This is a genomic window from Pacificitalea manganoxidans (genome assembly GCF_002504165.1).
Classification (GTDB): Bacteria; Pseudomonadota; Alphaproteobacteria; order Rhodobacterales; family Rhodobacteraceae; genus Pacificitalea; species Pacificitalea manganoxidans.
This window is the reverse complement of sequence record NZ_CP021404.1, coordinates 2,085,687-2,103,419: the sequence shown is the minus strand read 5'-3', so window position 1 is coordinate 2,103,419 and position 17,733 is coordinate 2,085,687. Positions and strand designations below refer to the sequence as shown.

The window sequence follows — 17,733 nt, the reverse complement described above, 5'->3', positions numbered from 1 at the left end:
AGTTGCCCCGCATACGTAGCGCCCGCGCGGATAGATCACCCCCGATACCCTCAAACGCCGCCCTGCCACGCCAGCAGGATCAGCGAAATCACAGCCGCCAGCGCCACCGGCGCCCATGCCGCCACCCGTCGCAGGGCAAAGGATTGCTGCACGACCACCAGATGCAGAACCGCGCCGGTCAGATAGGTCGTCAGGAACGCGAACACCACGGCATTGCCCGCCATCCAGCCCGGCGTGCCCAGCACCTCGCGCAGCCACCACCAGCCCAGCAGGCACGCCGCTCCCGCCCATGAGAACGCCAGCCCAAGCGCTAGCGGCGTCGTCCGCATCAGCCACAGCCAGCCGAACACCCCCGAAATCAGCACCGCCAGCAACACCACCAGCCCAAGCCCCAGATTGCGGGCGGGCTCGAATCCCAGCCCCAGATAGGCCATCTGGAAACCCGCCATCCCGACGGCATAGATCATCAATGCCTGTCTCATCGTCGCATCAACTCCTTCACGACCGCGTCCAGTTCGGTGGCGGCGGCTTGGTTGCGCTCCAGCGCCGCCCGCAGGCGCGCGCCAAGGATCAGCTTGCCCACCCAGCGGCAAAGCCCGGTTCTGTCCCGCATCTCAGCTTCCCTTCTGCGGCAGGCGCTCGCGGATCAGCGTGGTCAGTTCGACGATGATTTCGGTGTTGCGGTTCAGCGCGGCGCGCGCGCCTTCGTCCTTCTTTTGGTCGCGAAACAGCAGCCAGAACACCAACAGCGCCCATGGCCCGTGCTCCGTCATCAGTGCGATCCAGAACCCGTCACTCATCGCGCCGCGCCTGCCAATCGGCCAGCACCGGGTTGGAATAACGCGCGGCGATCTGCGGGGATGCGCCCCCATCGGGCGGCATGGCGGCCAGCGCCTGCAAATCCGCGAGCGAGGCGCGCACCTGAGGCGCCCGCGCCAGCGTCTGGCTGATCGAGGACTGGAACGCCTGCGATTTCGCCTGATGCCGCGCGCCAAAATAGAAGCTCACGATCGCACCCATCAGCCACCACAGCGGCTCCGGCACCAGCGCGATCCCCTGCATCCGCGCGGCGAACCAGATCGGATCGACCATCGCCATCGCCATCAACCCGATCGTGCCAAAGGCCAGCAGCGGTCGCGGCAACCGGTTCAGCCCGTCCATCATCCGGTCAAACCGGCCTACACGGGCCTGTGCGAATTCGGCGGCGAATTGCGCCAGCGCCGCGTCCTGATGCGCGGCGGCACGGACGGCCCCCGCCTCGGCGTTTTCGCGAAACACCTCCGCCGTGTCGCGGATCACATTGCGCCCCGACCCAAAGAGCAGGGTCATCATCCCGTCGATCAGTCCCATGCCGCCACCCGTGCCCGGTGCTCGGCGGCGCTCAGGTGAAAGTGCGGCGTCATGAACTCCTCCGCCCGGCGGATCCAGCCGCCCTTGCCGCCATCACGCCGCCGCGCGTATTTGCGCGAGGCCGGGCGCCGGTCCGCCAGCGCGTAGTAATAATTCCGCCGTGCCGCGCCATAGGCATCGGCAATGTGGTCCGGGGCCGCCTGCGCCGCCCGTTTCGCGGCGGCGATGGTCTGCGGGCCGATGATCCCGTCCACGGCCACCGGCTCGCCCATCTCACCCAAAAGCTGCTGCACCAACCGCACCGCCTGTGCGCCCGCGTTGACATACATGTCGAACACCGGCGGCTGAAGCGGCGGGGGCAGGGCGTGCAGACGCGGACGGGTAAAGTAATGCTCCACGAAAATCTCCGTCGCCCGCGCCGGGGTCACCCGCCGCACATCGCCGCTGTCGATGTCCCCGTCCCGGTCGAGGTCCAGCCCCAACCGCCGCAGCGTGCCCAGCGTCACCCCGTGTTGCGTGGCCCCGCCCGGATCGTCCGGATCATCGACGAAGCCCCCCTCGCGGGCGACGATTTCACGGGCGATCTGTTCGACACTGCGCATGGCACGGCTCCTGCTGCTGCGGCTCAACCGACGCAGAAGATGCGCGTGCGACGTTAAGATACCCGGAGCAGAGCGCGCGTTGCGTGGGGGCGTCCCCACAGCCGCCTGTCTTTCATGGCCCGGCAGAGGCCTGTCTGCCGACGCTGTCCGGGGCCTTGTCTGGGCGGCCTAGGGTCTGCGCATCCCGCTGAAACCCTCCCGGTCCGCTAAAACCCGCGCCCCAACAGAACCGGCGTATCCGACCCGCGGGCAGCGTTACAGTTGACTCTGCGCGGGCGAAAGATAGTCAGAACCCGACACCGGTGCAGTGCGTTGCACCACCAGAACCGCAGACGAGGGCCGCTTCATGTCGCAACAGATCAAGATCGACCTTGCCGATGCCGTGGGCAACACGCCCCTGATCCGGCTCAACCGTGCATCCGACGAGACCGGCTGCGAAATCCTCGGCAAGGCGGAGTTTCTCAATCCCGGCCAGTCGGTAAAGGATCGCGCCGCGCTCTGGATCATCCGTGACGCCATCGCGCGCGGCGATCTGCGCCCCGGCGGCACCATCGTCGAAGGCACGGCAGGCAATACCGGCATCGGGCTTGCGCTGATGGGCGCGTCGATGGGCTTTCGCACGGTCATCGTGATCCCTGAAACGCAAAGTCAGGAAAAGAAGGACATGATCCGCCTCGCTGGCGCGCAGCTGGTCGAGGTTCCCGCGAAGCCTTATCGCGATCCCAACAACTATGTCCGCTATTCCGGTCGTCTCGCCGCCGCGCTGGCCGAAACCGAACCGAACGGCGCGATCTGGGCCAACCAGTTCGACAATACCGCCAACCGTCAGGCCCATATCGACGGCACTGGCCCGGAAATCTGGGCGCAGACCGATGGCCGCGTCGATGGCTTCGTCTGCGCCGTGGGCTCGGGCGGCACGCTGGCGGGCGTCGGCATGGCGCTTCAGCCCAAGGGCGTGAAAATCGCGCTCGCCGATCCGATGGGCGCGGCGCTCTACAATTATTACACCGAGGGTGAACTGCGCTCCGAAGGCGGCTCGATCACCGAAGGCATCGGGCAGGGGCGCATCACCGCCAATCTCGAAGGCTTCACCCCCGACATGGCCTATCAGATCCCCGATGACGAGGCGCTGCCCCTGATCTTCGATCTGCTGGAACATGAGGGTCTGTGCCTTGGGGGGTCGTCCGGCATCAACATGGCCGGCGCGATCCGCATGGCGCGCGAGATGGGCCCCGGACACCGCATCGTGACCGTTCTGTGCGATTACGGCAATCGCTACCAGTCGAAGCTGTTCAACCCCGATTTCCTTAAGGAAAAAGGGCTTCCTCTGCCGCGCTTCCTGACCGATGGCGGCGAACGCCCGCTGCCGGATGTGCGCGAAGCCGCCGAGTAACCCCGCGCGCCGGTGGCACGCAGGCGGCCACCGTGGCATGAGCACCGAGCCTTGCACCGGGAGGGGCCGGGCGGGCGTGGCCTGACGGTCGGATGGGGCAACAGTCTCCGTCCGACCGGGCGCGGCGGTCCGGCGCAGCAATCGCGCCGTGCGCCGCGACAGGACTGCCGCCCGGGACGATGCCTCTCCCTTGTCCTGATCGTAATGGAGTGACCATGCACCGTCTTTGCCGTCTTCTGCTGGGTCTCGCGCTGCTGACGCTGCCGATACTGACGCCGAACCCCGGCGCGCTTCTTTCGGGGGCGCAGCCTCTAGCCGGGGCCGCATGGGCCCAGACCGAAGCCGAAGCCATCGATTACGATGAATGGGAACGGCTCGCCACCCGCGCGGAGGAGGTGCTCGCCACCGGGCAGGCCTCGACCGAAGCGTTGGAGATCATGCGCGGCACGCTGGCCAATTGGCGCACCCGCTTCCTTCAGGGTCAGTCGATCAACGCGACCCAGATCCAGACCCTGCGCGATCAGATTTCCGCGCTTGGCGCCGCGCCCGATACCGAAGCAGGCGAATCCGAGCCCGAAGAAATTGCCGCGCGCCGTGCCGCGCTGGAGGAACGTCTGGCCGAATTGCAGGTGCCGATCCGCACCGCGGAAGAAGCCTATTCCCGCGCCTCCGGCCTGATCCGGCAGCTTGATGCACTGGTGCGCGAACGGCAGGCAGCGGAACTGACGGAACTGGGACCGACCCCGCTCAACCCCGCCCATTACGCCACCGCGTGGGAGGATGCGCAGACCTTGCTGCGGGGCATCGCCGCCGAATTCGCGGCAGCCTGGTCCATGGAAACCCGCTCCGAACTGCTGCGCCGCAACGGCCCTGTGGTGGTGATCCTCGGCCTGATTGGTCTGGTGCTCGCCCTGCGCGGTCGGGTCTGGTCCGCGCGGATTGCCGACCGGGTGCTGCGCCGCTCCAGCGCCGCCGCCCGTGCCGTGGTTCTGACCACGCTGGTGTCGCTGGGCCAACTGGTGCTGCCGCTGGTGGGGCTGGTGCTGATGGTATTGGCGGTTCTGTCCACCGGCATGACCGGCCCGATCGGGGAAACGGTGCTGCGCATCATCCCCGTGATGGGGCTGACCTTCTTTGTGGCGCGCTGGCTGGGGGCGCTGACCTTCCCACGCGATCCCGAAATGCCCGCGCCGCTGACCCTGTCGGCAGAACAGCGCACCGAAGGACGGCTGCACAGCACCGTTCTGGGCCTTCTGCTGGCCGCCGAGACGCTGCTGCAGGCGCTGGGGGATGCCGATATGCTCAGCACCGCCGCGCTGGCGGTGCTCGACTTCCCGATCCTTGTGATTGCGGGGCTGTTCATGATGCGTCTGGGGCACCTTCTGGTGCTGCACAGCCGCAATGCCCCCGTCACCGACGAAGGCCGCCAGCTGCGCGACCAGGTTGTGATGGTGCTGGGGCGGCTCACGATCCTGCTGGGCGTGCTGGGGCCGGTTCTGGCGGCCATCGGCTACCGCGCGGCGGCGAATTTCGCGATCTTCTCGCCGGTCCTGACGCTGGCGCTGCTTGCGGCCCTGATCCTGCTGCAACGGGTCCAAAGCCGCGTCTACGACATCACGACCAAGCGGGAAGGCGCCAGCAGCGAAGGCCTGATCCCGGTGCTGGTCAACCTGCTCATCGCGGTGCTGGCACTGCCGGTTCTGGCGCTGATCTGGGGCGCGCGGGTGTCGGACCTTACCGAACTCTGGTCGCAATTCCTTGCCGGGTTCTCGATCGGGACCACCCGGATTTCGCCGGGCGACTTCATGACCTTCGCCATCGTGTTCGCGATTGGCTACGTCATCACCCGGATGCTGCAAGGCACCTTGCGCAACACCGTTCTGCCCAAAACCCGGATCGATATCGGCGGCCAGAACGCCCTGATTTCGGTGCTGGGCTATATTGGGTTCTTCCTTGCGGCGGTGATTGCCATCACCACGGCGGGGATCGACCTTAGCTCCCTCGCCATTGTCGCCGGTGCGCTGTCGGTCGGCATCGGTTTTGGTCTGCAAACCATCGTGTCGAACTTCGTCTCCGGCATCATCTTGCTGGTCGAACGCCCGGTCTCCGAAGGCGATTGGGTGCAGGTTGGCGGCGTCATGGGCATCGTCAAACGGATCTCCGTGCGCTCCACCCGGATCGAGACCTTCGACCGCACCGATGTGATCGTGCCGAATGCCGATCTCATCACCGGGCAGGTCACCAACTGGACCAAGGGCAACATGTCGGGCCGCCTGATCGTCAAGGTCGGCGTGGCCTATGGCACCGACACCAAGCTCGTCGACCGGGTATTGCGCGAGGTGGCGGAGGCGCAGCCGATGGTGATCCTCACCCCGCCGCCGCAGGTGATCTTCATGGGGTTCGGTGCGGACAGTCTGGATTTCGAGGTGCGCGCCATCCTGCGGGATGTGTCCTTCATCATGGTGGTGCAGAATGACATCAACCATGAAATCGCCCGGCGTTTCGCCGAGGAACGGATCGAAATCCCCTTCGCCCAGCGGGATCTGTGGCTGCGCAATCCCGACGCGCTGGCAAATGCGCTGCACCGGCGGGGACCGCTGCGCGCGGGGTCTGCCTCCGCCGCGCCGGGGACGGACACCACACCCGACAGCAGCGCCACGCCGCAGCTGACCCCTACCGCCGATGACATGAGCGGCGATGACTGAACCGCCCCGCGCGCGTCCCGCCTCCGCCACGATATCGGGGGCCGACGCGGGATGCGCGCAGGGGCAGGGTGGCCGGGCAGGGTGACGGCACAGCACCCCGCCCGCGCCACCGCACGGGACCCCACACCAGCACGCCCCTGCGCCATCCCAGCCCGCGACCCCGAACCCCCACGCCCGCCCGCAGCCCCGCTCAGGAGAGGATCATGACCCCGACACCATCGCCTGCCGCCCCGACCGAGATGCTCTTCCGCGCCGATCCCTACCGGCGCGAGGCTCCGGCCATCGTCACCGCCCTCACGCCCGAAGGCGGCATCGTCCTTGATGCTAGCCTCTTCTACCCCACCGGCGGCGGGCAGCCCGGTGACGCAGGCACGCTCGAATGGGCAGGCGGTGAGATCGCCATCGCCACCGCGGTAAAGGGGGAACGGGGCAGCATCGTCCTCGTCCCCGCCGAGCCGGTCCGGCTACCCCCCGTGGGCACCGCGCTCACCCAGCATCTCGACTGGGCCCGCCGCCACCGCCACATGCGGGTCCATACCGCGCTGCACCTGCTTTCGGTCGTCGTGGGGCTGCCCGTCTCAGGCGGTGCCATCGGCACCGAGAAGGGACGACTGGATTTCGACATGCCAGACCCGCCCGAGGATAAGGACGCACTGGAGCAGGCCCTGCAGGCGCTCATCGACGCCGATCTGCCGGTCACCGAGGATTGGATCACCGATGCCGACCTCGCCGCCAATCCGGGCCTCGTCAAAACCATGAGCGTCGCACCGCCCACCGGCCAAGGTCGCGTTCGCCTGATCCGCATCGGCGACGGCGCAGCGCAGGTCGATCTGCAACCCTGCGGTGGCACCCATGTCGCCCGCACCGGGGAGATCGGGCGCATCACACTGGGCAAGGTCGAAAAGAAAGGCCGCAGCAACCGCCGCCTGACCCTTCTGCTCGGCTGAAGGGAGGGCAGGGCGCGCCGCCCCCCGCCGCGCGACCCCGCCCCGCCTTGGCGCGCCGCTCCCCGCCGCGCGCCGTCTCCGCGCCCTAAACCCCGCATGCACCCCCCCGCCACGCGCCGCACCCGCACCCCAAACCCCGCACGCCGCACGGTCACCCAAAACTTTCGCACCAAGCCGCCGGATTTCCCCTTGAACCCCCCCCACGATACCGGCTAAACGCCCCCCCACGGAGAGGTGGCCGAGTGGTCGAAGGCGCACGCCTGGAAAGTGTGTAGGCGGGAGACCGTCTCCAGGGTTCGAATCCCTGTCTCTCCGCCATTTGCTTTCACAGACATCCCATGTTGCCACCGCCCGGCGTTTAAAACGCCAATGAAGGATGGCATTTCGGCACGCCTGTCCTTGCCGTTTCCCGATAGACCGCGATAGGCGATCCCAGTCTGACGTCACCCTATTCAACGACGGGATAGAACGGCCGACCCCAATTTTCGTGGGGGTGGTCCATCATGATGTCGATGAAGACGGGCATGAGAAACGCAAGTATTTCAGCGCCATCCCGAACCTGCGCCCGGTTCACGCCGCTGTTCCACGTCGCGCCGCCGTGCACGAGCTGATTGCGCAGAACATATAGCCGATCAAAGACGAAGCTCAGCACACGCGCGCTGTCGCCTGACTGGAAGGCCGCCGCAAAGGACCGGGCAGAGGTCGTGAACCGGTCCTCCCAGTTTTCGAACCCGTCAATTCCGTTGTGGTATTGCCAGAACGGATTGAAGACGTAGCGATTTTCCATAAGCAACCGCACCGGGCCCGAAAACTGCTGCCACAGCGCTTTGTAGATACGCTGTTCGTTGTCAAATTCGATCAATCGCCCGAAATAGTCGGCAAACGCTGCACGCTCTCCCGGAGCAATCGCCTGAAATTCCCGCTCGTCCGCATAGGCGGCGTTGAAGGCGATCCAGAGGAATATGAACCGGCCATCGTGATCCTCGCCGCACTGTTCCGCGCGGTCGATCCAACTGAGGGCGCGATGCGCGCGCAAACCCATGGTTTCGGGAAAGCCTGCGCGAATGGCGCGTTGTTTCTCTTTCAGGGTGGCATGGTCTAGGCCATTGGTCATCTATAACTCCTGTCAAATATGCCTCATGGCAATGCGGCGAAGTCGGATCTTTGATAGCCCGCAACCATTTCGCGAAGCCCCATGGGGGCCAACACCTCCACCTTGTCGCCCCATTGATAGAGATGCCATGCCATTTCCAACCAGCCTGCTGCATTGAAACGAACAATGAGGCTGCCATCGTCCTGCGGTTCTAGAATTTGGGTTGGATGAAACTGAAATTCAGCAGCGCGCGTGGCTGCATCGGGGGCGAAACGCCACACCACTTCGCCGTATTGGGCGGGGTCTTGGTAGACGCCGAAGGACTGCGCGGCGTAGCTTTCCAGTGAAAATTCCGGCGTCAGCTGAAAGCTCTCGTTCAGAACCTCGGCCTTGGTGATCCGGTCCATGCGGAAATTCAGGATGCCATTGCCCCGCGCGGGCTGCCGCGCCACCAGATAGCTGCGATGCCCCAGCAGCATCCCATGTGGCTCAATCACCCGCGGCGCGGCGTCTTGATCGCCATACCAGACCCGAAGCCGGAACGGGCCGCGCAGCGCCTCGATCACCGCGTCTGTCACAGCAGGCTTCCGCGCGACGGTGGGTCCGGGGCGCGTCACATGGCCCAAGCCGACCAGCACCGCCTCTGCATCGGCCTCTGACCGCAGGGCATCGCGGGGTTGGAGCCGCGCCAGCAGTCCATCGCGAAAATCCTCCAACGCGCGGGAATGGCGCAACCGTCCTTCGTCGCGCGCGGCGCGGGCCGCAATTTCGAGCGCCTCGATTGCGGTTTCCTGTCGGGGCTGCAACCGTTCCGGCAATGGGGCATCGATCCGCCAGAAACGCCGCCGTTCCACATCATCTGTGGTCGAGACGTTCGCAAATGCTGCGTCCAGCGCTTCGGTCATTCGCTGCGCGGTGCGATGGGACACGTCGAACTCAGCGCATATATCTTCCAGGCTGACGCCCCTGCGACGGGATGCGGCCATTTGAGCGAGGCGAATCAAATCCTGCGCTTTCGTGAAAGACATTTGACCCCCATGCCACGAATTGACACCCTCACAGGGTATTGATGACCTTGTGACCTGTCGAGACGATTCTCGAAACAGATCTGCGATCAGGAGGAACGCGCGAATGACTGGACATGTAATCCGAATTGAACGGACCCAGCCTCGGGACGGTATTGCCGAGGAACCTGATTTCGGACCGAAAGGCTACTGCTTGGGCGATCCCAAATTCGGATCTGCCAAGCATCATGCGGAAAATGCAGTCTATGTGAAAACGCTGAATGAGGCGGCGGATCTGGTGTCGTCCGGATTTTCTCTGCGCATGACCGGCAAAGGCAAACGGGCCTCATTGGTGTCACCCCGGGGTTTGCGCATTATCCGCAGTTAATCGGTTCTTTTTCTCTTAGTCATCGGGCGTATTTCAGTGAAATCATCAGGCGCGCATATTCTGCTATCTGCTACCGATCTCATGCGCTTCATGGGATGCGCCCACGCGACGACGCTGGATATGGCGCATATGCGCGGAACGGGGCCGCAACCGGGGGAAAATACCGAGGATGCGGCCCTGTTGCAAAAGCAGGGCGACGCGCATGAAGCGGCGCATCTGTCGCTGCTCAAAGACGATGGGCGCACGATTGTGGAAATCGAGCGTGGCGCACTGAATGAGAACGCCGACGCCACGCGCGCGGCACTTGCCCAAGGCCCGGATGTGGTCTTTCAAGGCGCGTTTCTGTCGGGGAACTGGGGCGGTTGGTCTGACTTTCTCGAACGGGTCGAGACCCCCTCGGCGCTCGGACCGTTCAGCTACGAGGTGGCGGACACCAAACTTAAACGCCGGGCCGATCCCAAACATGCGCTTCAGTTGGTTCTGTATTCCGATTTGTTGACGGAAATTCAGGGGGTGGCGCCTGCGCGGGCGCATGTCGAACTCGGTGACGGCACCCGCGCGACCCTGCGGCTGGCGGATTATGCGGCCTATGCACGGATGGCGCGGGCGCGGTTGGAAGCCTTCGTCGCCGATCCGCAGCCGACCCGCCCGATGCCCTGTGCCGATTGTGGCCTGTGCCGCTGGGCCGATCATTGCACCAGCGTCTGGCAGGCCGAAGACAGCCTGTTCAATGTCGCCAATATCAGCCGCGCTCAGGTGAAAAAGCTGGAGGCCGCAGGGGTTCGCTCGTTGGAGGCTCTCTCGACATTGGATCAGCCGGTCCGCGGGATGGCGGAAAACACCCAAACCCGCTTGGTCACTCAGGCCCGTCTCCAACAGGCCCGCAAAACTGGGGAGCCCGATTTCGAACTGCGAGCGCCAGAGGTGGGCAAGGGCTTCGATCTGTTGCCGGAACCGCAGCAGGGGGATCTGTTCTATGACATCGAAGGCGACCCTCATTACGACGGCGGCCTCGAATATCTGCACGGGCTCTGGTTCGACGGGCAGTTTCAGGCATTCTGGGCGCATGATCACACTGCCGAGGCACAGGCCCTGACCGATTTGTTCGCGTTCTTTCGCGCGCGGCTCACGCAATTCCCCACCGCGCGCATCTATCACTACGCGCCCTATGAGATCACCGCGCTGAAACGCCTGACGACCAAATACGGGATCGGAGAGGCGTTTCTTGACCGGCTTCTGCGGGAGCGCCGCTTTGTTGACCTGTTCGCCGTGGTCCGCGGCGGGCTGATCGGATCGGAGCCTAATTACTCCATCAAATCAATGGAGGCCTTTTACGACCGCAAACGCGACGGCGAGGTCAAAACAGCAGGTGGGTCGGTCGTGGCCTATGAGCGCTGGCGCGAAACGCAGGACCAGCAGATCTTGGACGAGATCGAGGAGTATAATCGCGTCGATTGCATCTCGACAGAGGAATTGCGCGATTGGCTGGTGGGGATCCGGCCTGATGGCCCATGGCCGACCGTCGCGGCCGATGCGGGCGAACAAGAAGTCACGGAGGATGCCGAGGCACAAGCCTTGCGCAACAGGCTGGCAGCGTCCGACCTGCCCGCCGCGCGGCAGGAGATGCTGTTTAACTTGGGCGTCTTTCACAGACGCGAGGCCAAGCCCGCGCAATGGGCGGTGTTCGACAGCGCCGCGAAGGACGAAGAAGACCTGCTCGATGATCTCGATGCGCTGGCCGGGCTGCGCGCCATCGGTCCGGTGGAGCCTGTCAAACGATCCTTCGCGCGCAGCTACACCTATCCGGAACAGGAGACCAAACTGCGCAGCGGCAGGTCTGTGACGGTCCCGGTCTTTGACCACCCTCCGGCAAGTCTCACCATCACGGATATGGACCGGCAAACGCGCCAGATCACCGTAAAGGCTGGTCCGGCAAAGGCCGCTCTTCTGACCGATGAACTGACGCTGCACCCGGATTGGCCGCTAAATACGGCTGTCATCGCCGCTGCCGTGGCGGATGTGATCTCCGATCAATGTGGGCCGTGCGACTTCACGGCGGTGGATGACCTGCTGTCGCGTGCAGCCCCGCGTCTGCGCTCCGGTTCAACCGCCGATCTGCTTGGCGGCGCGGACCCGGTCGCGGGCACCATCGCCGCCGTGAACGCCATGGATGGCACCGTATTGCCAATTCAGGGACCACCCGGCACCGGCAAGACCTATGTCAGCGCCCGCGCGATCCTGTCGCTCGTCCGCCAAGGGTTCCGCGTCGGGGTCGCGTCGAACAGCCACGAGGCGATCCGCAATGTTCTGATCGGCTGCTTGCGCGCGCTGGACGCGGACGATCCCGACATCACCGTGGAAAATGCCGAACTGGCGCATAAAGTCAGCAGCGGCGACGATGGCTATCCCGCGGGGGTCACGGGCATCACCCGCGCCCTGTCGAATGACGACCCGGCGCTAAGCACGGCCGATGTTGTCGGGGGGACCGCGTGGTTCTTCTCGCGTGATGAAAACGTGCAGGCCTTCGATTGGCTGTTCGTGGACGAAGCCGGTCAGGTCGGCCTTGCCAATATGGTCGCCATGGGCCGCGCCGCGCGCAATATCGTGCTGGTCGGCGATCCGCGTCAGTTGCCGCAGGTCATTCAGGGCGCGCATCCCGAGCCCGCGAACCTGTCCTGTCTGGACTGGATGCTGGGGGAGCATGCAACCGTTCCAGCCGACCGGGGTATTTTCCTTCCCATCTCCCGGCGCATGCACCCGAAGGTCTGCCATTTTATTTCGGAACAGGTCTATGAAGCGCGGCTGACGAGCCACGATGATACCGCTCGCCAGCGCGTCACCGGCACGGCGCTCCCCGAAGCCGGAGCATTCTGGGTGCCGGTCCCCCATGAGGGCAATGCCCAGATCGCGCAGGAAGAAATCGGCGCGATCAAGCACGCCGTCACCGACCTCCTGAGCGGCAAATGGACTGACCGGGACGGCTTCACCCGCCCAATGCGCAAGTCCGACATCATCGTCGTCGCGCCCTACAACGCCCAAGTGAACGCCCTGCAAGACGCACTGCCAACGGGCATCCGCGTGGGCACCGTCGATAAGTTTCAGGGGCAGGAGGCGCCCGTGTGTCTGGTCTCGATGACAGCGTCGTCTGCCGAAGAAACCACGCGCGGCATGGAATTTCTATTCTCGCTGAACCGCATCAACGTCGCCGTCTCCCGTGCCAAGGCTCTGGCCCTTGTCTTTGGCGCGCCGCGATTGCGCGAGGCGAAATGCAATACAATCGAGCAAATGCAGCTGGTAAATACGCTATGTGCGTTGCCGGAGATTATTTGAGTGTCGAGGGGGAAATGGCGGACGAAAACGCGCGGCTCCTTTTTCTCGTGTCGTAATGAAATGCATATGGCTGAATGACGCACCCTTATATCGCGTGCCACGGCTAGCGTTTATACCATCTGCACTCTGAGATCAGCGGAAATGTCTTAGCCTCCCCGATCCAGCCAACCTCGCTGTCCTCCCGCGCGCGCCTTCCGGGCGCCGGAACTTTCTCACCGTCCACACATTTCATCACAAGGAAGCGAGACCTTGGCGTAGCTAGCGGCAGGACCGTGGTGCGCTTGGGGTCTTCCTCGTTCCCTTTACGATGAAATCCTGAAGGACCTTATCATGAAAGATGCCAAACTCGACGATGGCGGCGCGCCGCGGCAGCAGACGACCGCCCGGACGAAGACGATGACCACCGCGCAGGGTGGGCCCATCGCAGATGACCAAAATTCGCTGAAGGCCGGGCCGCGCGGGCCGGTGCTTCTCGAAGACCACATCATGCGCGAGAAAATCTTCCATTTTGACCATGAGCGCATCCCGGAGCGGGTCGTTCATGCGCGGGGCTACGGCGTCCATGGCCATTTCGAACTGACCGAGGCGATCCCGGAACTGTCCTGCGCCGACATTTTTCAGCGGGTCGGCGAAAAAACGCCGACATTTACCCGCTTTTCGACCGTTGCCGGTAACAAAGGCTCCTTCGACCTTGCCCGCGATGTGCGTGGTTTCGCGACGAAATTCTATACGCAGGAAGGCAATTGGGATCTCGTCGGCAATAACATCCCGGTTTTCTTCATTCAGGATGCAATCAAATTCCCGGATCTGATCCATTCGGTCAAAGAGGCCCCGGATCGCGGTTTCCCGCAGGCGCAGTCGGCCCATGACAATTTCTGGGATTTCGCGTCGCTCTCGCCGGAATCGGTGCATATGACGCTGTGGCAAATGTCTGATCGGGCCATTCCGCGATCTTTCCGGTTCATGGAAGGCTTTGGCGTCCACACGTTCCGACTGGTCAATGCCGAAGGCAAATCCCATTACGTCAAATTCCATTGGAAGCCCCGTCAGGGGTTGCAATCCGTCGTTTGGAACGAGGCTTTGAAAATCAATGGGGCCGATCCTGATTTTCATCGTCGCGATATGTGGGACGCCATCGATGCTGGTGATTTCCCGAAATGGGATCTGGGCATTCAGGTGTTCGACGACGAATTTGCTGACGCGTTCGAATTCGATATCCTCGACGCGACGAAACTGATCCCCGAAGAGCAGGTGCCAGTGCGCCTGATCGGGACGCTCACGCTCGACGCGAATGTCGATAACTTCTTTGCCGAAACCGAACAGGTGGCGTTCTGCACGCAAAACATCGTGCGCGGTATCGACCATACCAATGACCCGCTTTTGCAGGGGCGAAATTTCTCCTATCTCGACACGCAGATCAAGCGTCTGGGCGGGCCCAATTTCACGCATATTCCGATCAACGCGCCGAAATGTCCCATGCATCATTTCCAGCAGGATGGCCATATGGCCATGCACAATCCCCGCGGTCGTGTGAATTACGAACCAAATAGCTGGGATGCGGAGCCGAACCCCCGCGAAAACCCGAAAATCGGGTTTGAAAGCTACGCCGAACCGGTGGAGGGCACGAAACAGCGCGTGCGCTCGGAAACTTTCGCGGATCACTACAGTCAGGCGCGGCAGTTCTGGATCAGCCAGACAGAGACCGAGCAGCGCCACATCGCCAATGGGTTTACCTTCGAGCTGTCGAAATGTCAGCGCGAAGACATCCGCCTGCGGATGCTCAGCCATCTGATGAACGTCCATGACGATCTGGCGCAGATGGTGGCCGAGGGGCTGGGCGTCGTCGACATGCCCGAAGCCGCCACACCCGCCCGCGCGCCGATCACCGATCTGCCGCCGTCGGACGCGCTGAGCATCCTTAAAAATGGCCCCAAAACCTTCGCCGGGCGCAAACTGGGCCTGTTCATCGCCGATGGGGCCGACGCGGATCAGGTTGCCGCGCTTGAAAAGGCGTTCAAGGACGAAGGCGCGATGGTGGCGATCGTCACGGCGCAGATCTTTGGCGCGACCCTGTCGGATGGCAGCACCAAACCCGCGGACGAGAAGATCGACGGCGGTCCGTCGGTGGTGTTCGATGCCGTGGCGCTGGTCATGCCCAAGGAGGAGGGCGAGACGCTCGCGCTGAACAAACCCGCACAGGACTTCGTCAGTGACGCGTTCGCCCATGCGAAATTCATCGCCTATAGCGACGGCGCCATGCCGCTGTTCAAGGCCACCGGCATCGCCGACAAGATCGACGACGGCATGCTGAAGCTGGGCGACAAATCGGCCAAGGATTTCGTCAAACTCTGCCGCGGCATGCGGTTCTGGGAACGCGAAACCAAAATGACCGGCTAATCCCGGTTAGGGCGGGGGCGTGCAAATGCCCCCGCATCTTACGACGGATGCGTGACCGCGTAATTTCATGACGAATGTCCTGACACAGCGTCCCGCGACCCCAGCGGCAGCAGGTTCATGCCGATTTTGTCGCATAAAACCGTTACCAACCCTTAAATTGTTTCGCGTGCGAAACAATGGGGCAGGGTGGCTGACATGGTTTCCTCAGCTATCGGGAGGAATCAGGCCCAGCCCGCGCAGGTAAATCCCAATTCCGCTTTCCAGCAGATCTTCGGGCGGGAAGGGCGCCTGTCCACCGGGCGCGCCGCGCGCGAACAGCTCCACCACCCCGTGCGACATCGCCCAGATATGCGCGGAAAACATCGCCGCGGGCGGGCGCTTTTCGGGCGGGATATGCGCCGATAGCCCGGCGGCGGCTTTCTCCAGAACATCGCGCGCCCGCGCCGAGGCCCGCGCCAGCTCCGGCGTCCGGTTCACCGACAATCCGCTTTCGAACATCGCCATGTAATGCCCCGGATAGCGCCGCGCAAAGGCGAGATACGCGCGCCCCGTCGCCTCGAAACTGGCAAGGTCCGAGGGCTGCCCGGTCTCATAGGCGTAATCCATCAGATCGGCAAAGATTTCATAGCCTTGCAGGGCAATCTCCGCCAACAGATCGTCGCGCCCCTGAAAATGCCGGTAGACGGCGGCAGGGGTGACGCCCGCGGCTTTCGCGGCTTCCGACAGGGTAAAGCCTTGCGGGCTTTTCTCTTCGATCAGCCCCAGCGCCGCGTCGATCAGCGCCGCGCGGAGGTTGCCGTGATGGTAGCCGCGTTTAGCCATGCCAGATCGACGGTCCGCCAGCGATGTCGGGATCGGGCGCATGGGCGGCGGCGCGGTCCTTGCCCGCGTAATCCAGCCCCGACAGGATGGTGCGGATCGCGGCCAGACGGGCGCGTTTCTTGTCGTCAGACCGGATCACCGTCCACGGCGCATAGTCGAAATGACTGCGCTCGAATGTCTCCGCGATGGCGTCGGAATAGGCGTCCCACAGCTTCAGCCCCTCCACATCGATGCGGCTCAGCTTCCACTGTTTCAGCGGATCGGCTTCGCGCTTCAAAAACCGGCGCAGCTGCTCGGCCCGCCCGACATTGAGCCACAGCTTCACCAGATGGATGCCCTCATCGGCCAGCATCTGCTCAAAGCTCGGCAACTGGCGGAAAAACTTCTCGCGCTCCTCGGGGGTGCAAAAGCCGAACACATGCTCCACGACCGCGCGGTTATACCAGCTTCGGTCAAACAGAACGATCTCACCCCCGGCGGGCAACTGGCTGATATAGCGCTGAAAATACCATTCGCGCGCCTCGCGTTCGGACGGTTTCGGCAGCGCCACGACCCGCGCCAGACGCGGGTTCAGGTTTTCGCGGATGCGCTTGATGGTGCCGCCCTTACCCGCCGCATCGCGGCCCTCGAACACCACCGCCACCCGTGCGCCGGTGTCCCGCACCCATGCCTGCAGCTTGACCAGCTCGATCTGAAGCGCGTCCATCTCGGCGTCGTAATGCTTGCCGCGCATTTCGGTGTCATACGGATAGGCGGGGTCGAGGATATCGTCCTTATCGGCGCGGGCGATGGCCTCGCGCACGTCCTGTGGCGCTTCGCTTTCGTAGAAGCGGGAAATCGCGCCGTCGAAGGGCAGGGTCATGGTCGGTCCAGTTCGGGATCGGAAGCAGGTCATGATGGGTCGGACCATCATGACGTCCCGGACGCGCCTGTGCAATCACAGAGCCGCGCCAGCCCGGTGCAGGGCCGGGCACAGCGCCGCGCGGACCGTCGCGCGCGCGCCGTCAGCCCAGCGCGTAGCCCGCGCCGCGCACCGTGCGCACCGGATCGACACCGCCATGGGTGCCCAGCGCCTTGCGCAGCCGCCCGATATGCACATCCACGGTGCGGGTATCGACATAGATGTCGCGGCCCCAAACCCGGTCCAGCAATTGCTCCCGGCTCCAGACCCGGCCCGGCTTTTCCATGAATGTCGACAGCAGCCGGAATTCGGTGGGGCCAAGTTTCAGCGGTTCGCCCGCGCGGGTGACGCGATAGGTCTCCGCATCCAGCACGATGTCCTCGAATTGCAGCCTGCTGCCGACGGAAGAAGGCCGGACGCGGCGCAACTGCGTGCGCACCCGCGCCATCAATTCCGACAGCGCGTAGGGCTTGACCACATAGTCATCCGCGCCGGTTTCCAGCCCCCGCACCCGGTCGGTTTCCTCGGACCGGGCCGACAGCATGATGATGGGCGTGTCGGAGGTGGAGCTGCGCGCCTTCAGCCGCCGACAGATCTCGATGCCGGAAACGCCGGGCAGCATCCAGTCCAGCACGATCACGTCGGGCGCGCTTTCCTCGACCAGCAGCAGCGCCTCGTCGCCGGTGCCGGCGGTGGTGACGGCAAAGCCTTCGGCCTCGAGGTTATAGGCCAGCACTTCGCGTTGGGCGGGCTCATCCTCGACCAGCAGGATGCGCGGGGTGGGTGTCGCGGCGGCCATGG

Annotated in this window: 16 protein-coding genes and 1 tRNA gene; 7 read left to right on the top strand and 10 right to left on the bottom strand. The window is 64.1% G+C overall.

Going from position 1 to position 17,733, the window contains the following annotated elements; all coding sequences use genetic code 11:
- Positions 1 to 50 precede the first annotated feature (50 nt).
- The 5 genes from CBW24_RS09585 to CBW24_RS09570 are packed head-to-tail and all read right to left on the bottom strand — an operon-like array spanning position 51 to position 1,952.
- Complete coding sequence (locus CBW24_RS09585; RefSeq protein WP_097373449.1) at positions 51 to 482, bottom strand: hypothetical protein; 432 nt, start codon at positions 480 to 482, stop codon at positions 51 to 53.
- Positions 479 to 613, bottom strand: a complete 135-nt coding sequence (locus CBW24_RS18725) for a hypothetical protein (protein ID WP_269779740.1) — start codon at positions 611 to 613, stop codon at positions 479 to 481. The genes CBW24_RS09585 and CBW24_RS18725 overlap by 4 nt, the downstream gene beginning before the upstream one ends.
- 1 nt (position 614) lies before the next feature.
- Complete coding sequence (locus CBW24_RS09580) at positions 615 to 800, bottom strand: hypothetical protein (protein WP_088661839.1); 186 nt, start codon at positions 798 to 800, stop codon at positions 615 to 617.
- Positions 793 to 1,350, bottom strand: a complete 558-nt coding sequence (locus tag CBW24_RS09575; RefSeq protein ID WP_097373448.1) for a holin family protein — start codon at positions 1,348 to 1,350, stop codon at positions 793 to 795. The genes CBW24_RS09580 and CBW24_RS09575 overlap by 8 nt, the downstream gene beginning before the upstream one ends.
- A complete protein-coding gene (locus CBW24_RS09570; RefSeq protein ID WP_097373447.1) occupies positions 1,341 to 1,952 on the bottom strand; it encodes a holin-associated N-acetylmuramidase in 612 nt (203 codons plus the stop codon). Before CBW24_RS09570 ends, CBW24_RS09575 begins: the two co-directional genes overlap by 10 nt.
- 346 nt (positions 1,953 to 2,298) lie before the next feature.
- Here CBW24_RS09570 and CBW24_RS09565 point away from each other — a divergent pair, with 346 nt between their 5' ends.
- The 4 genes from CBW24_RS09565 to CBW24_RS09550 all read left to right on the top strand — a co-directional run bounded on the left by CBW24_RS09565 (position 2,299) and on the right by CBW24_RS09550 (position 7,315).
- Positions 2,299 to 3,345, top strand: a complete 1,047-nt coding sequence (locus CBW24_RS09565) for a cysteine synthase A (RefSeq protein WP_097373446.1) — start codon at positions 2,299 to 2,301, stop codon at positions 3,343 to 3,345.
- A 215-nt stretch (positions 3,346 to 3,560) separates the two neighbouring features.
- Complete coding sequence (locus CBW24_RS09560; protein WP_198405167.1) at positions 3,561 to 6,050, top strand: DUF3772 domain-containing protein; 2,490 nt, start codon at positions 3,561 to 3,563, stop codon at positions 6,048 to 6,050.
- A gap of 203 nt (positions 6,051 to 6,253) precedes the next feature.
- Positions 6,254 to 6,997 carry an alanyl-tRNA editing protein gene (locus CBW24_RS09555; protein ID WP_097373444.1) on the top strand — a complete coding sequence of 248 codons (744 nt, stop codon included), beginning with the start codon at positions 6,254 to 6,256 and terminating at the stop codon, positions 6,995 to 6,997.
- A 228-nt stretch (positions 6,998 to 7,225) separates the two neighbouring features.
- Positions 7,226 to 7,315 (top strand) — tRNA-Ser (locus tag CBW24_RS09550).
- Between the two features lie 130 nt (positions 7,316 to 7,445).
- On the opposite strand, the gene CBW24_RS09545 is transcribed toward CBW24_RS09550, so the two are convergent.
- Together CBW24_RS09545 and CBW24_RS09540 are read right to left on the bottom strand one after the other, a co-directional pair.
- Positions 7,446 to 8,111, bottom strand: coding sequence for a HEPN domain-containing protein (locus tag CBW24_RS09545; RefSeq protein WP_198405166.1), 666 nt, complete (start codon positions 8,109 to 8,111; stop codon positions 7,446 to 7,448).
- A gap of 23 nt (positions 8,112 to 8,134) precedes the next feature.
- Entirely contained in the window at positions 8,135 to 9,019 is an 885-nt protein-coding gene (locus tag CBW24_RS09540; RefSeq protein ID WP_232529668.1) for a helix-turn-helix transcriptional regulator, read from the bottom strand.
- Between the two features lie 202 nt (positions 9,020 to 9,221).
- Here CBW24_RS09540 and CBW24_RS09535 point away from each other — a divergent pair, with 202 nt between their 5' ends.
- The 3 genes from CBW24_RS09535 (at position 9,222) to CBW24_RS09525 (ending at position 15,209) form a co-directional block, all read left to right on the top strand.
- Positions 9,222 to 9,482 carry a hypothetical protein gene (locus tag CBW24_RS09535; RefSeq protein WP_097373442.1) on the top strand — a complete coding sequence of 87 codons (261 nt, stop codon included), beginning with the start codon at positions 9,222 to 9,224 and terminating at the stop codon, positions 9,480 to 9,482.
- Between the two features lie 36 nt (positions 9,483 to 9,518).
- Positions 9,519 to 12,812: a TM0106 family RecB-like putative nuclease gene (locus CBW24_RS09530; protein WP_269779739.1), complete on the top strand. Its 3,294-nt coding sequence runs from the start codon at positions 9,519 to 9,521 to the stop codon at positions 12,810 to 12,812.
- A 330-nt stretch (positions 12,813 to 13,142) separates the two neighbouring features.
- Positions 13,143 to 15,209 carry a catalase gene (locus CBW24_RS09525; RefSeq protein WP_088661848.1) on the top strand — a complete coding sequence of 689 codons (2,067 nt, stop codon included), beginning with the start codon at positions 13,143 to 13,145 and terminating at the stop codon, positions 15,207 to 15,209.
- Between the two features lie 204 nt (positions 15,210 to 15,413).
- On the opposite strand, the gene CBW24_RS09520 is transcribed toward CBW24_RS09525, so the two are convergent.
- The 3 genes from CBW24_RS09520 to phoB all read right to left on the bottom strand — a co-directional run bounded on the left by CBW24_RS09520 (position 15,414) and on the right by phoB (position 17,731).
- A complete protein-coding gene (locus CBW24_RS09520) occupies positions 15,414 to 16,031 on the bottom strand; it encodes a TetR/AcrR family transcriptional regulator (RefSeq protein ID WP_088661849.1) in 618 nt (205 codons plus the stop codon).
- Positions 16,024 to 16,893 carry a polyphosphate kinase 2 gene (ppk2, locus tag CBW24_RS09515; protein ID WP_097373440.1) on the bottom strand — a complete coding sequence of 290 codons (870 nt, stop codon included), beginning with the start codon at positions 16,891 to 16,893 and terminating at the stop codon, positions 16,024 to 16,026. Before ppk2 ends, CBW24_RS09520 begins: the two co-directional genes overlap by 8 nt.
- A gap of 142 nt (positions 16,894 to 17,035) precedes the next feature.
- A complete protein-coding gene (gene phoB, locus CBW24_RS09510) occupies positions 17,036 to 17,731 on the bottom strand; it encodes a phosphate regulon transcriptional regulator PhoB (RefSeq protein WP_088661851.1) in 696 nt (231 codons plus the stop codon).
- Between the last annotated feature and the right edge of the window lie 2 nt (positions 17,732 to 17,733).

Excerpts from the sequence above, each read along its gene's own strand:
- CBW24_RS09565 (WP_097373446.1), top strand. The coding sequence starts at position 2,299 with ATGTCGCAACAGATCAAGATCGACCTTGCCGATGCCGTGGGCAACACG.
- CBW24_RS09555 (WP_097373444.1), top strand. The coding sequence starts at position 6,254 with ATGACCCCGACACCATCGCCTGCCGCCCCGACCGAGATGCTCTTCCGC.
- ppk2 (WP_097373440.1), bottom strand. The coding sequence starts at position 16,893 with ATGACCCTGCCCTTCGACGGCGCGATTTCCCGCTTCTACGAAAGCGAA.
- CBW24_RS09585 (WP_097373449.1), bottom strand. The coding sequence starts at position 482 with ATGAGACAGGCATTGATGATCTATGCCGTCGGGATGGCGGGTTTCCAG.
- CBW24_RS09545 (WP_198405166.1), bottom strand. The coding sequence starts at position 8,111 with ATGACCAATGGCCTAGACCATGCCACCCTGAAAGAGAAACAACGCGCC.
- CBW24_RS09560 (WP_198405167.1), top strand. The coding sequence starts at position 3,561 with ATGCACCGTCTTTGCCGTCTTCTGCTGGGTCTCGCGCTGCTGACGCTG.
- CBW24_RS18725 (WP_269779740.1), bottom strand. The coding sequence starts at position 613 with ATGCGGGACAGAACCGGGCTTTGCCGCTGGGTGGGCAAGCTGATCCTT.
- CBW24_RS09520 (WP_088661849.1), bottom strand. The coding sequence starts at position 16,031 with ATGGCTAAACGCGGCTACCATCACGGCAACCTCCGCGCGGCGCTGATC.
- CBW24_RS09580 (WP_088661839.1), bottom strand. The coding sequence starts at position 800 with ATGAGTGACGGGTTCTGGATCGCACTGATGACGGAGCACGGGCCATGG.
- CBW24_RS09535 (WP_097373442.1), top strand. The coding sequence starts at position 9,222 with ATGACTGGACATGTAATCCGAATTGAACGGACCCAGCCTCGGGACGGT.
- phoB (WP_088661851.1), bottom strand. The coding sequence starts at position 17,731 with ATGGCCGCCGCGACACCCACCCCGCGCATCCTGCTGGTCGAGGATGAG.
- CBW24_RS09570 (WP_097373447.1), bottom strand. The coding sequence starts at position 1,952 with ATGCGCAGTGTCGAACAGATCGCCCGTGAAATCGTCGCCCGCGAGGGG.
- CBW24_RS09525 (WP_088661848.1), top strand. The coding sequence starts at position 13,143 with ATGAAAGATGCCAAACTCGACGATGGCGGCGCGCCGCGGCAGCAGACG.
- CBW24_RS09575 (WP_097373448.1), bottom strand. The coding sequence starts at position 1,350 with ATGGGACTGATCGACGGGATGATGACCCTGCTCTTTGGGTCGGGGCGC.